This is a genomic window from Pseudomonas sp. D5(2026), assembly GCF_057766845.1.
This window is the reverse complement of sequence record NZ_CM173421.1, coordinates 5,420,734-5,435,841: the sequence shown is the minus strand read 5'-3', so window position 1 is coordinate 5,435,841 and position 15,108 is coordinate 5,420,734. Positions and strand designations below refer to the sequence as shown.

10 protein-coding genes and 1 pseudogene are annotated in these 15,108 nt (G+C 62.3%); 7 read left to right on the top strand and 4 right to left on the bottom strand.

The window, feature by feature from the left end; translation table 11 throughout:
- Positions 1 to 50: 50 nt before the first annotated feature.
- Positions 51 to 2,906, bottom strand: a complete 2,856-nt coding sequence (locus AC3B5Q_RS25015) for a class I adenylate cyclase (protein WP_274147824.1) — start codon at positions 2,904 to 2,906, stop codon at positions 51 to 53.
- 166 nt (positions 2,907 to 3,072) lie between these two features.
- Between AC3B5Q_RS25015 and AC3B5Q_RS25010 the strand changes: the two genes are divergently transcribed.
- Complete coding sequence (locus AC3B5Q_RS25010) at positions 3,073 to 3,525, top strand: YaiI/YqxD family protein (protein WP_003253654.1); 453 nt, start codon at positions 3,073 to 3,075, stop codon at positions 3,523 to 3,525.
- Between the two features lie 201 nt (positions 3,526 to 3,726).
- On the opposite strand, the gene elbB is transcribed toward AC3B5Q_RS25010, so the two are convergent.
- Entirely contained in the window at positions 3,727 to 4,386 is a 660-nt protein-coding gene (elbB, locus tag AC3B5Q_RS25005; RefSeq protein WP_021783518.1) for an isoprenoid biosynthesis glyoxalase ElbB, read from the bottom strand.
- Positions 4,387 to 4,498: 112 nt separating this feature from the next.
- On the opposite strand from elbB, the pseudogene AC3B5Q_RS25000 reads away from it, so the two are divergent.
- Positions 4,499 to 5,125: pseudogene (locus AC3B5Q_RS25000) on the top strand (sterol desaturase family protein); the annotation flags it as partial.
- Positions 5,126 to 5,626: 501 nt separating this feature from the next.
- Here the strand turns inward: AC3B5Q_RS25000 and AC3B5Q_RS24995 are convergent.
- Positions 5,627 to 6,271: a DedA family protein gene (locus AC3B5Q_RS24995; protein WP_162149597.1), complete on the bottom strand. Its 645-nt coding sequence runs from the start codon at positions 6,269 to 6,271 to the stop codon at positions 5,627 to 5,629.
- Between the two features lie 213 nt (positions 6,272 to 6,484).
- Between AC3B5Q_RS24995 and ppk1 the strand changes: the two genes are divergently transcribed.
- The gene (gene ppk1, locus AC3B5Q_RS24990; protein WP_101196400.1) at positions 6,485 to 8,728 is read left to right on the top strand and encodes a polyphosphate kinase 1; all 2,244 of its coding nucleotides are present in this window, start codon (positions 6,485 to 6,487) and stop codon (positions 8,726 to 8,728) included.
- On the opposite strand, the gene ppx is transcribed toward ppk1, so the two are convergent.
- Positions 8,715 to 10,217 carry an exopolyphosphatase gene (ppx, locus tag AC3B5Q_RS24985; RefSeq protein ID WP_021783522.1) on the bottom strand — a complete coding sequence of 501 codons (1,503 nt, stop codon included), beginning with the start codon at positions 10,215 to 10,217 and terminating at the stop codon, positions 8,715 to 8,717. The genes ppk1 and ppx overlap by 14 nt on opposite strands.
- Before the next feature lie 253 nt (positions 10,218 to 10,470).
- On the opposite strand from ppx, the gene trxA reads away from it, so the two are divergent.
- The 4 genes from trxA (at position 10,471) to AC3B5Q_RS24965 (ending at position 14,925) form a co-directional block, all read left to right on the top strand.
- A complete protein-coding gene (gene trxA / locus AC3B5Q_RS24980; RefSeq protein ID WP_021783523.1) occupies positions 10,471 to 10,800 on the top strand; it encodes a thioredoxin TrxA in 330 nt (109 codons plus the stop codon).
- A 227-nt stretch (positions 10,801 to 11,027) separates the two neighbouring features.
- Positions 11,028 to 12,287 carry a transcription termination factor Rho gene (gene rho / locus AC3B5Q_RS24975; RefSeq protein WP_003253661.1) on the top strand — a complete coding sequence of 420 codons (1,260 nt, stop codon included), beginning with the start codon at positions 11,028 to 11,030 and terminating at the stop codon, positions 12,285 to 12,287.
- A gap of 203 nt (positions 12,288 to 12,490) precedes the next feature.
- The gene (gene ubiD, locus AC3B5Q_RS24970) at positions 12,491 to 13,957 is read left to right on the top strand and encodes a 4-hydroxy-3-polyprenylbenzoate decarboxylase (RefSeq protein ID WP_020192776.1); all 1,467 of its coding nucleotides are present in this window, start codon (positions 12,491 to 12,493) and stop codon (positions 13,955 to 13,957) included.
- Positions 13,957 to 14,925, top strand: coding sequence for a CDP-6-deoxy-delta-3,4-glucoseen reductase (locus AC3B5Q_RS24965; protein ID WP_021783524.1), 969 nt, complete (start codon positions 13,957 to 13,959; stop codon positions 14,923 to 14,925). Before ubiD ends, AC3B5Q_RS24965 begins: the two co-directional genes overlap by 1 nt.
- The last annotated feature ends 183 nt before the right edge of the window (positions 14,926 to 15,108 follow it).

Below are 15,108 nucleotides of genomic sequence, written 5' to 3'. Positions count from 1 at the left end.
CGCTTCGCGGCCCATTTGCGGCAGAGGGCTAGCCGCCTTGGGCTGCGAATTCACACGGCCTGCGCCAAAACCTGCTGCAGCCCCTCATTCAAAGCCTGCTCCAGTACCCGCTTGTAGCTCAGGTATACCTGCGTTGCCCCCAGCCGGTCATCCAGCAGCTCGGACAAATCCAGGTCGGTGATATAGCACCGGTACTGCTCTGCGCCGCGCCGCTGCCCGATGATCTGTCGGGCCACTACCGCATACAGCTGCTCACCATGTTCCAGCTCGGAAAACTCCTGCTGGTCGCAGTACAGCGTCACATGCGCCACGCCCGCTACACCCGCCTGGATAATCGCCTGTACCTCATAGTAAGGCTGGTCGCTGCCCTCGGCCGGGGCCAGGCGCGGCTCGATGTTGCGTGCCTTGCCTGGGCCAGTGGGCAACAGCTGCGCGTAGTGGATATCCAGCGAGGCGGGTCGCAGGCTATCGAGGGGCAGGCGGGCATCGCGGCGCATCACCACCGAGCGCAGAAAACGTTGCAGTGGCAACAGCAGATGCGCTTCGTCATGCAGCGGTAGGCGTTGTTGCCACAATGCGTTGTATTCATCCAGCACATACACGTCGGCCCAGCCGGCCTGCAGGCGGTAGAACACCTGAATGCAGGCTGGGCGGCCTTGCTCCAGCACCAGGCGCAGGTCGTGGTCCTGCAGCGCATTGGCATCCAGATACAGCGGGCTGTAGGTGCCGCGCTCTTCGCCCAGGTAGGCCAGTAGCGCTTCATGCTCGGCCAGGGTCGTCAGGCTGACATGCTCGGGCAACAGCTCCAGCACATGGGTGTGGTGGGCCACTTGCAGCAGGTAGCGGTGGTGTAGCCCTTGATCCCGCAGCAGCTGCGCAGTGTCGAAAATTTCTTCTACGCGTTGGCCGATAGGCTGGGCGCGGCTTTGGCAGAAGCAGCGTACTCGCACCCGTGGCCGGTGGCCGCGCTGCGCCGGGCTGTTGAGGAAGTCGCGCAGGCAGCGCACCAGCGCGTGTTCGCCGTCATAGCGCTGGACCAGCACCTCGTTCCAGCTGTTGACGGTGACCTGGTCCAGGGTCAGCACCAGGTTTTCGCGCACGCCAGCGTAGCTCAACGCGTCGGTGCGCTCTGTGGTCATCAAAACGTTAAGGTCGCGGTGGTGACGCAGCGGGTCGACGCCGACGTTGACCAGCAACAACACCTCATCGGCAACGCTGGGCTGCAACAGGCGCACTTCGCTGACGGTCGGCAAGGGCAGGGGAATACTTTGCCGCAGACAGCCCAGCAGGTTGAACAGCTCGAATTCCCCGAGGTCGCTGGCCCCTGGATGCAGCGCCATGCGGGTGCTGCTGTCGATCACGCCGTTGCGATGGGCCCAGGTCAGCAGTTCGAGTAGCTCGCGGCAGCGTTTGATCGGGCTGAAGTGCTGCACCTCATGGGTGCTCAGGTTGCCGCTGTACAGCTCCCAGTGGTAGCTGCCCGGCTCCTTGCGGTTGGGGGCCTGAACCAGCGTAAGGGTGCCTTCGGCGAGGTCAGGGGCGATGCCGGGGTTGATCACTTCGACCTTGCCGGCGCGGCGCTCGAAGGCGGCGTACAGGCGCCGGCCCAGCACATTGAGGTCGCGCTGGTCGGCGCGGCTGCTGGCGTTCTGGGTGCGGGCGAACTGGCTGAGGAAGCGATAACTGAGGTTAAGCTCGGCCACCAGTTCGCGGCGCTCGACGGCAACCTGCTGCACTTTCCATTGGCTGCGGCTGTCCAGCAGGGCCAGCTGGCGCTGGTCCCAGCCCCACTCGTCGGCCAGGCGCTGCAGCAGCCGGCGTTGCCAGCCTTGGCTGCGGCCTTGGTCGCTGAGCTTCTTGTTCACCTTCAGGTACAGGCTGCGCCTTACCAGCTCCAGGCGCGCGGGTTCGCCGCGTTGCAGCAGGTAACGTTCGATGCGCCGGTAGACCATCACGTAGGGGTCCAGCTCGTCGAGGTCGAGCTGGTTGGCAAACACTGCCTGCTTGTAGTCCAGGCTCAGGCAGCGCACCGCAGGGTGTTCGCCGGCGTAGGCTTCGGTCAACAGCAGTTTGAGCAGCGATTTGTAGGGCGAGTCGATGCCTTTGAACAATTGCCACAGGCCAGCGCCGACGAACTCGCCGGGCGGAATGTGCGCCAGGTTGCCGAGGTCAAGGGCGTCCTGGCTGCGGATGAAGCGCTTGGACAGCAAAGTCTGGGTGTAGCTGTAATAGTTGTGCTCCTCGTACACCGGTACCAGCCACCACAGCGGCGTGCGCCCGGCCAGCCACAGGGTGGTGCGGTAGAACTCATCCAGCAGCAGGTAGTGCTGGGTGGTGCCACAGTCGTCGGAGCCGAGCTGGCCATCGCGCTGACCCTGGGCGAAGCCCTGTGTATCGATCAGGAAAAAGTGTGCTTCGGCCCCCAGGCTTGCCGCCCAGACCTCCAGCAGCTGGCACTTACGGCGCAGCTCACCCAGCAGCTGCTCGGGCAAGCCGGGTGCATGGCACACCCACAGGTCCATGTCGCTTTGCTCAGCCTGCGCCAGCGAACCCAGGCTGCCCATCAGGAACAGGCCGTGGATCGGGCGTGGCGGGTTGCCATGCTGGGCCTTGTAGGTGAACGAGCGGGCAAGCCGTTGGGCATCTGCCACCAGCTCGGCGCTTGGCTCGTAAGCCGATACGCCCGCGGGGGTGCTGCCGGAGACGTAACCCGGCAATAGCGGGTGGTTCACATGAAACAGCAGCGGCAGCAGCGACAGTACCTGTTGCTGGCGTGTTGACAGGCCCTCCTTTGCCCGCTGCAGTCGGCCCTGGTTGAGATGCAGGAAGCGTGCACGCAATGTCGCCAGGACCTTGCGGTCGATGCCTTCGTCCAGGTCAGGGCGTATTTCGTGAGGGTGGTTCATTGCGCGCTCGGGCAGGCCATTGAAACTGTGGCGAGTTTAGCCTGAGTGGCGGGGTCGGATAAGCGGCAATTGAAATTCTGGCGCCATTTTTCCAGCGCCTGCCTGCTCCAGCTTTCGCTGCGCTTCAGGCATGATGGGCGCATTGAGTTCATGTAGAGAGTGTCCAATGCGTGTATGGATCGATGCCGACGCCTGCCCCAAGGCGGCCAAGGATCTGATCGTCAAGTTCGCCCTCAAGCGCAAGTTCGAGGTGGTGATGGTGGCGGGGCAGGCTGTGGCCAAGCCGGCGTTCGCGATCGTGCGCCTGATCGTGGTGCCCAGCGGCATGGATGCGGCCGACGATTACATTGTGGAGCACGCCGTGCCTGGCGAGCTGGTGATATGCAGTGACGTGCCGCTGGCCGACCGCCTGGTGAAAAAGGGCGTAGCCGCACTGGACCCGCGTGGGCGTGAGTTCGACGAGCGCAACATGGGCGACCGCCTGGCGGCGCGCAACCTGTTCACCGAGCTGCGTGAGCAGGGCCAGGTGGGGGGCGGGCAGGCGGCCTATGGCGAACGCGAGAAACAGGCGTTTGCCAATGCACTGGACCGGATCATTGCCCGGCTCTCGAAAAGCTGAGCGCTGACACGGTTCCTGTCGGCGACAGCCCAGCGTGGGGCGGTGGGTGGCACCGGCTTTGCCGGTGTTCGCGGGTAAACCCGCTCCTACAGGCGATCGCGCAGGCTTTTCATAAGTTGCCCCCACAGGTACCGAGTGATCTTGAAGCCTGCGCTGGACCTGTGGGAGCGGGCATGCCCGCGAAGAAGCGAACGCAGTCACTTACTCGTGCGTCAGCTCCAGCACTCTGTCCACCAGCTTGTAGATCCCGCCCGCCGCCTCGCTGATCGACTTGGCCTCCATGTACGCCGGGGTAGTCACGAGCTTGCGCTGGGTGTCTTCGACAATGTCGTGTACATCGCATTCTTCATGGGTGCCGCCCATCTTTTCGACAGCCGCCGCAGTGCCGGCATCGCTCCCGATGGTGCAGACCACGCCCGGCCCGTAGATCTTCGCCGCCAGCGCCGGCGAGATGCAGATCAGGCCAACGGGTTTGCAGGCGTCGGCAAAGGCTTCGGCCAAGGCCAGCACGTCTGGGTTCACGCTGCAGTTGGCGCCTTCCACGGCAAAGTCGGACAGGTTTTTCGCTGCCCCGAAACCGCCCGGCACGATCAGCGCATCGAAGTCTTCGGCCTTGGCCTCACGGATATCCTTGACCTCGCCGCGGGCGATGCGCGCCGACTCCACCAGCACATTGCGCGATTCGGGCATTTCTTCGCCGGTCAGATGGTTGATTACATGCATTTGTGCGATGTTCGGCGCGAAGCACTGCACCTGCGCACCGCGCTGGTCGAGGCGCAGCAGCGTGATCACGCTTTCGTGGATTTCGGCGCCGTCATACACGCCACAGCCGGAAAGAATCACCGCTACTTTTTTTGTCATGCTCATTACTCCAGTGTCGAGGCGCTAAATGTCCTCTAGTTTGGCAGATGTCGCCATAGGGATTCCTGCGGGTGCGGCCTAATCTTGGTGGATAACGCCTGAGGTCGCGCCCATGGACCTGATACTGCTGGCCGTACCGTTCTTTTTTGTGCTGATAGCCGTCGAGCTGGTCGCCGATCGCGTGCGTGGCCAGCGCAATTTCACCCTGGCCGACTCGATCAACAGCCTGAGTACCGGCGCACTGTCGACCAGTACCGGGCTGCTGACCAAAGGCGTAGGGCTGGTCACCTATGCCCTGGCCTTCGAGCACCTGGCGCTGCTGCGATTGCCGGCAGAGGCAGGGTGGGTCTGGTTGCTGGCCTTTGTCCTGTACGACTTCTGTTACTACTGGCTGCACCGCCTGGGGCATGAGCGCAACGTGCTGTGGGCTGCGCACTCGGTGCATCACCAGAGCGAGGAGTACAACCTCACCACGGCGCTGCGCCAGACCAGTAGCGGGTTCATCTTCTCGTGGCTGTTCTACCTGCCGCTGGCGCTGCTGGGCGTGCCGCCACTGGTGTTCATCACCGTGGCCTCGCTCAACCTGCTGTATCAGTTCTGGGTGCATACCCGGCATATCCCCAAACTTGGCTGGCTGGAGTGGGTGTTGATCACGCCATCCAATCATCGCGTCCACCATGCGCAAAACCCTGCTTACTTGGATCGCAATTACGGCGGTGTGTTCATTCTCTGGGACCGTCTGTTCGGCACTTTCAAGGAGGAGGACCCGGCTGAGCCGGTGGTGTTCGGGGTGACCACGCCGCTGGCCAGCTGGAACCCGCTATGGGCAAACCTGCAGTTCTATGCCCAGCTCTGGCACGACGCCCGGCGCACCACCAGCCTGTGGGACAAGCTGCGCATCTGGTTCATGCCTACCGGCTGGCGTCCGGCCGATGTGGCCGCACGCTACCCACAGGCCAAACAGGACCTGGCGCTATTTCGCAAGTTCGAGATTGCCCTGGGGCGCGCGCAGCAAGCCTACGTGGCCGCGCAGTTCGTGGTCTACGTGGCCTTGGGCAGCTACTTGATGGACGTGGCCGAGCACGTGCCGGTCGCCGCGCTGGTGCTCGGTTGGTCACTGATGGCGTTTGGTTTGTTCGTGCTGGGCGCGTTGCTGGAGAACCGGCCCTGGTCTGCACGCCTGGAGGTGGTGCGGCTGTTTCTGAATGCGCCGGCATTGTACCTGGCCGGCGCCTTGGGCTTAGCGGTGGTCGTGCCGCTGGCCTGGCTTCTGCTCGTGGTTTACAGCCTGCTCAGCCTCTGGGGGTTGGGGCTGGCTCGCCGCCCTGCGCTCCGCGCGCAACGCGCGGAAGCGCCGGCGCAGCCAAAGCAGGCCGCCCAGCGCCACCAAACCGCCAAGCACCCATAGCTCGTAACGCTTGACGTTGCCCAGCAAGCCTTCGAGGATGGCGCCGAAGTGGTAGGCAGCGGCGCCCAGGGCCACTGCCCAGATGCCCGCGCCAATCCCGTTCAGCAGCAGGTAGCGGCGTGGCGGGTAACCCGACAGGCCTATGGCCACCGGCATGACCGTGCGCAAACCATAGACAAAGCGGAAGCTCAGCACCCATATATCAGGATGGCGGCGGATGTGGTCCAGCGCGCGGTCACCCATTGCCTGCCAGCGCGGCTTGCGCGCCAGGATCCTGCGCCCGTGGCGTCGGCCCATGAAGTACCACAACTGGTCGCCCGCGTAGCTGCCGAAGAAGGCCACCAGGCACACCAGATTGATATCCATGTAACCGCGGAACGCAAGGAAACCCGCAAGCACCAGAATGGTCTCGCCTTCAAAGAAGGTGCCTAGAAAAAGGGCGAAGTAGCCGAAATCCTGCAGGAATTGTTGAAGCATTTTCTGAGGTGCTGGCGAAATGAACGCGCAGCCTACCCCTTCGCGCGCGTTCGTGAAAGTGTCCAAATGTGTCTCGACGTGAACAATTTCAGCGCAGACAATGCCAGAGGCCACTTGCCACGGCTTGCCCATGTGTGTAACACGGGCGTCATAATGGGCGCTTATCTTGCCGCTCAATAGATGATAGGGCGTTAACGTCCTCAGGAACGCCAGATGAATAATGAAGTGCTAAGCCCTGTCGCGATCAAGGATGCTCAGGAGCTCCCAGAAGAGATGGTGCAAACCCCGCCAGACCTGCCTCCGGCGGCCGAGCCTGTAGCGGAGCAGGTGGTCGAGCCTGTGGCTCCGGCGCCCGCGCCGTCCCCTGCAATCACCGTCCCTGGCCTGGACGACAGCAGCCTGTACATTCATCGCGAACTCTCGCAACTGCAGTTCAATATTCGGGTGCTGGAGCAGGCACTGGACGAGAGCTACCCGCTGCTGGAACGCCTCAAGTTCCTGTTGATCTTCTCCAGTAACCTCGACGAGTTCTTCGAGATTCGCGTCGCCGGTCTGAAGAAACAGATCAACTTCGCCCGTGAACAGGCCGGAGCCGATGGCCTGCAGCCCCACCAGGCGCTGGCGCGCATCAGCGAACTGGTGCACATCGAGGTAGAGCGTCAGTACGCGATCCTCAACGACGTGCTGCTGCCTGAGCTGGAAAAGCATCAGATTCGCTTTATCCGCCGCCGTTACTGGACACCCAAGCTCAAAACCTGGGTGCGCCGGTACTTCCGCGACGAAATTGCCCCGATCATTACCCCGATTGGCCTCGACCCGACTCACCCGTTCCCGCTGCTGGTGAACAAGAGCCTCAACTTCATAGTCGAGCTCGAGGGGGTGGACGCCTTTGGTCGCGACTCGGGTCTGGCGATCATTCCGGCACCACGCCTGCTGCCGCGGGTTATTCGCGTGCCGGAAGAGGTGGGCGGCCCGGGCGCGAACTACGTGTTCCTGTCGTCGATGATCCACGCGCACGCCGACGATCTGTTCCAGGGCATGAAGGTGAAGGGCTGCTACCAGTTCCGTCTGACGCGTAACGCCGACCTGGCGCTGGACTCTGAAGAGGTCGACGACCTGGCTCGCGCGCTGCGCGGTGAGCTGTTCTCGCGCCGCTATGGTGACGCCGTGCGCCTGGAAGTGGCCGATACCTGCCCGAAACACCTGTCGGACTACCTGTTGAAGCAGTTCAGCCTCAGCGAAAGCGAGCTGTACCAGGTCAATGGCCCGGTCAACCTCACCCGCCTGTTCAGCATCACCGGCCTGGACAGCCATCCGGAGCTGCAATACACACCGTTCACCCCGGCGATCCCCAAGCTGCTGGCGAACGCCGACAACATATTCAGTGTGATCAGCAAGCAGGACATCCTGCTGATGCACCCGTTCGAGTCCTTCACGCCAGTGGTCGACCTGCTGCGCCAGGCCGCCAAGGACCCGCACGTGCTCGCCGTGCGCCAGACCCTGTACCGCTCGGGGGCTAACTCGGAAATCGTCGACGCCCTGGTGGACGCAGCGCGTAACGGCAAGGAGGTCACTGCGGTGATCGAGTTGCGTGCCCGCTTTGACGAAGAGTCCAACCTGCAGATGGCCAGCCGCCTGCAAGCGGCCGGTGCGGTAGTGATCTACGGTGTGGTCGGGTTCAAGACTCACGCCAAGATGATGCTGATTCTGCGCCGCGAGCAGGGCGAGATCGTGCGTTATGCGCATCTGGGTACCGGTAACTACCACGCCGGCAACGCCCGCCTATACACCGACTACAGCCTGCTGACCTCTGACGATGCGCTCACCGAGGACGTCGGCAAGTTGTTCAGCCAGTTGATCGGCATGGGCAAGACCTTGCGCATGAAGAAGCTGCTGCATGCGCCGTTCACCCTGAAAAAGGGCATGCTCGACATGATCGCGCGGGAAACCCAGTTTGCCCTCGAAGGCAAGCCGGCGCACATCATCGCCAAGTTCAACTCGCTGACCGACGCCAAAGTCATCAAGGCGCTGTACAAGGCCAGCCAGTCGGGCGTGAAAATCGACTTGGTGGTGCGTGGCATGTGTTGCCTACGCCCGGGCATTCCGGGGGTTTCGCACAACATCCAGGTGCGCTCGATCATTGGCCGCTTCCTCGAGCACACGCGGGTGTTCTACTTCCTCAATGGCGGCGAAGAGCAGATCTACCTGTCCAGCGCCGACTGGATGGAGCGCAACCTCGACAAGCGTGTCGAGACCTGCTTCCCGGTGGAAGGCAAGAAACTGTTGCTGCGGGTGAAGAAGGAGCTGGAAGGCTACCTGACCGACAATACCCACGCCTGGACCTTGCAGCCAGACGGGCGCTACGTGCGCAGTACCCCGACCGGCAACCAGAACCCGCGCAGCGTTCAGGCGACCCTGCTGGAGCGCCTGAGCAACCCGGTCCTCAACGTACGCTGAGGACGAAGCCGACCCGGGCCAGCCACTCCGCCTCGTTGGCGAAGTCGGCCTGGGTCAGCTGATTCTGCTCCAGCCAACCTTCAGGGAAAGCTACATCCAGGCTGTTGTCCCCGCCGTGCAGTTCTACCTTTGGCATTTGCTGGGTGCCGCGGATGTGGTGGAACAGGATGGCAAAGCGCAGTAGCACGCACAGGCGCAGCAGCTTGACCCCTTCATCGCCCAGTTCGGCGTAACGGTCCTTGGGGATGTTGCGGCGGTGGCCGCGCACCAGCAGGGCCATCATCTGCTGATCTTCCCGGGAAAAGCCCGACAGGTCCGAGTGCTCGATCAGATAGGCACCGTGCTTGTGGTAGTGATAATGGGCGATGTCCAGCCCGATTTCGTGCACTTTCGCGGCCCAGCCCAGTAGATCCCGCCAGTTTCCTTCTTTCAGATCCCAGGCGTCGGCCACCTGGTCGAATGCGTGCAACGCCTTGCGCTCGACGCGCGCAGCCTGGCCCTGGTCCACGTGATAGCGCTCCATCAGCGAGTTCAGGGTGCGTTCGCGCACGTCTTCGTGATGGTGGCGGCCGAGCAGATCGAACAGCACGCCTTCGCGCAGGGCGCCGTCGCAATGGTCCATGCGGTTCAGTTCAAGGGCATCGAAGATCGCTTCGAGAATTGCCAGGCCAGCCGGGAAGATGGTGCGGCGGTCTGGCTTGACGCCGTCGAAGTCGATCTTGTCGACCTCGCCCAGCTTGAACAGCTTGCGTTTGACCCAGGCCAGGCCTTCGGCGTTGACCTCGCCATTGCCCAGGCCGCCGGCCTTGATGGCGGCGCCGATGGCGCGAATGGTGCCGGATGAGCCGATCGCCTCATCCCAGGTCAGGCGGTGCAGGGCATTTTCGATGCTCATCAGTTCCAGGCGCGCGGCGGTGTAGGCCTGGGCATAGCGGGCCGGGGTGATCTTGCCGTCGCGGAAGTAGCGCTGGGTAAAGCTGACGCAACCCATCTGCAGGCTTTCGCGCAGCAGCGGCTCGAAGCGCTGGCCAATGATGAACTCGGTGCTGCCGCCGCCGATGTCGGCGACCAGGCGCTTGCCGGGGGTGTCGGCCAGGGTGTGCGACACGCCCAGGTAGATCAGGCGCGCCTCTTCACGGCCGGAGATGACCTCCACCGGGTGGCCGAGGATGGCTTCGGCGCGCTGGATGAATTCGTTACGGTTGCGCGCTTCGCGCAAGGCGTTGGTACCGACGATACGCACGGAGCCTGCCGGCATGCCGTTGATCAGCTGGGAAAAGCGCTTGAGGCAATCCAGGCCTCTTTCCATTGCTTCTTCACTGAGCATGCGTTCTTCGTTGATGCCGGCGGCCAGCTGAACCTTCTCGCCGAGCCGCTCAAGGATGCGGATTTCGGTATGGTGGGCCTTGGCCACGACCATGTGAAAACTGTTGGAGCCAAGGTCGATGGCGGCGATCAGGGACAGGTTCTTCGCGATGGTATGCGGCATGATCTGGTTGTTCTCGGTCGTTAACCTGGCAATCGTGCCACGATAGCAGGCTATCGCCAACGCGTGGCACTCCGCCGTTGTGCTGGCCTTGATGCAAGGCAATGTGCCATTCGATTCTATGACGGTCATATGACAGTTTCGATTCGCGGCGTCTTGCGCAACTATAGTTACACTCAATCGTCCGTGGCTTCCTGTCCGGCGTGGGTGCGGCTATCATGGGCCACGTTTTTTGCTTACGACCCTGGAGATATCCATGAGCAGCGATCTGATCAAACATGTCACCGACGCCTCCTTCGAAGCCGATGTCCTGAAGGCCGAAGGCGCGGTACTGGTCGACTACTGGGCTGAATGGTGCGGTCCATGCAAGATGATCGCTCCGGTTCTGGACGACATCGCTTCCACCTACGCGGGCAAACTGACCGTCGCCAAGCTGAACATCGACGAGAACCAGGAAACCCCGGCCAAGCACGGTGTGCGTGGTATCCCGACGCTGATGCTGTTCAAGAACGGCAACGTCGAAGCCACCAAGGTTGGTGCGCTGTCCAAATCGCAGCTGGCCGCATTCCTCGACGCCCACCTGTGATGTCAGAAGGCCCCGCAAATGCGGGGCTTTTCTTTTCCTGAGCACTAGACGCAGAAAAAAGCAAGTGTTACATTCGGCCTCGCACTGCTTTTCCAGTGCCCTCTACATGCCGTCGCCGAAGCATCCCTAATTCGAATCAGTACGCGATCCTGTCGCCATCCAGCGGCGCGGCCTCATTAAGCCAGAAGCTTAATTCTCCCTTCTTACATGATTACGTCATTCCCCTTATGAACCTGACTGAACTCAAGCAAAAGCCGATTACCGATCTTTTGGAAATGGCCGAACAGATGGGCATCGAAAACATGGCCCGTTCGCGCAAACAGGACGTGATTTTCGCCCTGCTGAAGAAGCATGCGAAAAGCGGCGAAGAGATCTCGGGTGACGGCGTGCTGGAGATTCTCCAGGATGGTTTCGGTTTCCTGCGTTCGGCTGATGCGTCCTACCTGGCCGGCCCAGACGATATCTATGTATCGCCCAGCCAGATCCGCCGTTTCAACCTGCGTACCGGCGACACCATCGTCGGCAAGATCCGCCCACCGAAGGAAGGGGAGCGTTACTTCGCCCTGCTGAAGGTCGATACCATCAACTTCGACCGCCCGGAAAACGCGAAGAACAAGATCCTGTTCGAAAACCTGACGCCGCTGTTCCCGAACAAGCGCCTGAAGATGGAGGCCGGTAACGGCTCCACCGAGGACTTGACCGGTCGCGTCATCGACCTGTGCGCCCCGATCGGCAAAGGCCAGCGCGGCCTGATCGTTGCCCCGCCGAAAGCCGGTAAGACGATCATGCTGCAGAACATTGCGGCCAACATCACCCGCAACAACCCCGAGTGCCACCTGATCGTCCTGCTGATCGACGAGCGCCCGGAAGAAGTGACCGAAATGCAGCGCACCGTGCGTGGCGAAGTGGTCGCTTCCACCTTCGACGAGCCACCAACCCGCCACGTGCAGGTTGCCGAAATGGTGATCGAGAAGGCCAAGCGCCTGGTCGAGCACAAGAAAGACGTGGTTATCTTGCTGGACTCGATCACTCGACTGGCACGTGCCTACAACACCGTGATCCCGAGCTCCGGCAAGGTGCTGACCGGTGGTGTCGACGCTCACGCCCTCGAGAAGCCCAAGCGCTTCTTCGGTGCTGCGCGGAACATCGAGGAGGGCGGCTCGCTGACCATTATCGCCACTGCGCTGGTTGAAACCGGCTCGAAGATGGACGAAGTGATCTACGAAGAGTTCAAGGGCACCGGCAACATGGAGCTGCCGCTGGACCGCCGCATCGCCGAGAAACGTGTGTTCCCGGCCATCAACATCAACCGTTCCGGCACCCGCCGCGAAGAGTTGCTGACCGCTGACGACGAACTGCAGCGTATGTGGATTCTGCGCAAGCTGCTGCACCCGATGGACGAAATCGCCGCCATCGAGTTCCTGGTCGACAAGCTCAAGCAGACCAAGACCAACGATGAGTTCTTCCTGTCGATGAAGCGCAAGTAAGCTTCCCGATCAGGCAGTAATTGGGGCCGCCTTGCGGCTCTTCGCGGGCACGCCCGCTCCCACAGGTTAAATACAATCCTTGTGGGGGCGGGCGTGCCCGCGAAGGGGCGCAAGGCGGCCCCAGTGCATTTTTGCCCCCAAACAGGCCTCGAACGGCGCTACACTCTGCACCCCGACCGATACGGCCAACACGAGGCTCCTGCATGCAGTATCGCGACTTGCGCGACTTCATCCGTGGCCTGGAACAGCGCGGCGAACTCAAGCGCATCCAGGTACCGATCTCCCCCGTCCTGGAAATGACCGAGGTCTGCGACCGCACCCTGCGCGCCAAGGGCCCGGCATTGCTGTTCGAAAAACCCACCGGCTTCGACATTCCCGTGCTGGGCAACCTGTTCGGTACCCCGGAGCGGGTGGCCATGGGCATGGGCGCCGAGTCGGTCAGCGAATTGCGGGAAATCGGCAAGCTGCTGGCCTTCCTCAAAGAGCCCGAGCCGCCCAAGGGCCTGAAGGACGCCTGGTCGAAGCTGCCGATCTTCAAGAAGGTCGTGTCGATGGCGCCAAAAGTGGTCAAGGACGCGGTGTGCCAGGAAGTGGTGGTCGAGGGGGATGATGTCGACCTCGGCGCCCTGCCGATTCAGCACTGCTGGCCTGGCGACGTGGCGCCGCTGATTACCTGGGGCCTCACCGTTACCCGTGGCCCGAACAAGGACCGCCAGAACCTGGGCATCTACCGCCAGCAGGTGATCGGCCGCAACAAGGTGATCATGCGCTGGCTCAGCCACCGTGGCGGCGCCCTCGACTACCGAGAGTGGTGCGAGAAGAACCCCGGCCAGCCGTTTCCGGTCGCCGTGGCGCTGGGCGCTGACCCTGCGACCATTCTCGGCGCCGTGACCCCGGTACCGGACACCCTCTCCGAGTACGCCTTCGCCGGCCTGCTACGAGGCAATCGCACCGAGCTGGTCAAGTGCCGCGGCAGCAACCTGCAGGTACCGGCAACCGCCGAGATCATTCTGGAAGGGGTGATCCACCCGGGCGAAATGGCCCCGGAAGGCCCTTACGGCGATCACACGGGCTACTACAACGAAGTGGACAGTTTCCCGGTGTTCACCGTCGAGCGCATCACCCACCGGCAAAAACCGATCTACCACAGCACCTACACCGGCAGGCCGCCAGATGAGCCGGCCATTCTCGGCGTGGCGCTGAACGAAGTGTTCGTGCCGATCCTGCAGAAGCAGTTCCCGGAAATCACCGACTTCTACCTGCCGCCGGAAGGCTGCTCGTACCGCATGGCGGTGGTGACCATGAAGAAGCAGTACCCAGGCCACGCCAAGCGCGTAATGCTGGGTGTGTGGTCGTTCCTGCGACAGTTCATGTACACCAAGTTCGTTATTGTCACCGATGACGATATCAACGCTCGTGACTGGAACGATGTGATCTGGGCCATTACCACGCGTATGGACCCCAAGCGTGATACGGTAATGATTGACAACACCCCGATCGACTACCTGGACTTTGCGTCTCCGGTGTCGGGGCTGGGTTCGAAGATGGGCCTGGATGCTACTCACAAGTGGCCGGGCGAGACTACACGCGAATGGGGCCGGGTCATCGTCAAGGATGAGGCCGTCACCCGCCGTATCGATGAGCTGTGGGATCAGTTGGGAATAGATTGATGCAGGTAACGTTGCAGCCGTCCGGGGCGGTGCTGGCGCTTGAACCCGGGGAACGGATCCTGGATGGAGCACGGCGGCTGGGCTATGACTGCCCAAACAGCTGCCGCAATGGCAATTGCCATGTTTGCGCCGCGTTGTTGGTTGAAGGACGGGTTCGCCAGGATGGCGAAGTCCGCGACCATGGCGAGTTGTTCACCTGCATTGCCGAACCGCTGGAGGACTGCGTGTTGCTCTGGGACGGTGTGCTTGCCTTGGGCGAGCTGCCAGTGCGCAAGCTGGCGTGCAGCGTCAGTGAGTGCGTCGACGTCGGTGGCGACGTCTGGCGGGTGCGCCTGCGTGCGCCTGCCGGCAAGCCACTGCGCTACCACGCAGGGCAGTACCTTATGATCGAACGTGAGGGCGGCAAGCAGGCGGCCTTCTCGCTGGCGTCCGCGCCACATGCCGGGCGCGAGCTGGAGCTGCATGTGCTGGCGCGTGAACCCAGTGCGGTGCAACTGATCGACCAGCTCAGGCGAGATGGCCTGGCGCGCATCGAAATGCCGTTTGGCGACACCCACCTGGCCGAGCTGCCAGACGGGCCGCTGGTGCTGATTGCCGCCGGCACCGGCATGGGCCAGATGCACAGCCTGGTTGAGCACTGCCGGGCCCAGGGCTTCAAGCACCCGGTGCACCTGTACTGGGGAGTGCGCCGGCCTGAGGACTTCTACCAGATCGAGCACTGGGACGAATGGCTGCGCCTGCCCAACCTGTTCCTGCATCAAGTGGTCAGCGACCTGTGCGGCTGGGAAGGCCGCTGCGGCATGCTGCATGAAGCGGTATGCGAAGACATTGCCGACCTCAATAGCGTGCATGTGTATGCCAGTGGCTCACCGAACATGATCTACGCCACACTCGACGCCCTGGTCGAAGCTGGTATGGATGCGCACCGCATGCGTGCCGATGTGTTCGCCTACGCGCCGCGCGGTTAATAACCGAAGTTTGAAAGTATGGGTATAAGGCGGTAATTATTACCGCCTTGGCCAATAACTTTCACCGTTGCTGAAACAGTACTTTCCAGTCGTCGGAGCCGTGCATGAAACGCGTGCTCAAGGGCTTGAGTATTCCTGTAATTCTGGCCTATGGTTACTGCAAGCGCCCTTGGTAAAGCGGCC

Bases quoted from the DNA above. Each gene is read 5' to 3' on its own strand.
- trxA (WP_021783523.1), top strand. From the start codon at position 10,471: ATGAGCAGCGATCTGATCAAACATGTCACCGACGCCTCCTTCGAAGCC.
- AC3B5Q_RS24965 (WP_021783524.1), top strand. From the start codon at position 13,957: ATGCAGGTAACGTTGCAGCCGTCCGGGGCGGTGCTGGCGCTTGAACCC.
- ppx (WP_021783522.1), bottom strand. From the start codon at position 10,217: ATGCCGCATACCATCGCGAAGAACCTGTCCCTGATCGCCGCCATCGAC.
- elbB (WP_021783518.1), bottom strand. From the start codon at position 4,386: ATGACAAAAAAAGTAGCGGTGATTCTTTCCGGCTGTGGCGTGTATGAC.
- ubiD (WP_020192776.1), top strand. From the start codon at position 12,491: ATGCAGTATCGCGACTTGCGCGACTTCATCCGTGGCCTGGAACAGCGC.
- ppk1 (WP_101196400.1), top strand. From the start codon at position 6,485: ATGAATAATGAAGTGCTAAGCCCTGTCGCGATCAAGGATGCTCAGGAG.
- rho (WP_003253661.1), top strand. From the start codon at position 11,028: ATGAACCTGACTGAACTCAAGCAAAAGCCGATTACCGATCTTTTGGAA.
- AC3B5Q_RS24995 (WP_162149597.1), bottom strand. From the start codon at position 6,271: ATGCTTCAACAATTCCTGCAGGATTTCGGCTACTTCGCCCTTTTTCTA.
- AC3B5Q_RS25015 (WP_274147824.1), bottom strand. From the start codon at position 2,906: ATGAACCACCCTCACGAAATACGCCCTGACCTGGACGAAGGCATCGAC.
- AC3B5Q_RS25010 (WP_003253654.1), top strand. From the start codon at position 3,073: ATGCGTGTATGGATCGATGCCGACGCCTGCCCCAAGGCGGCCAAGGAT.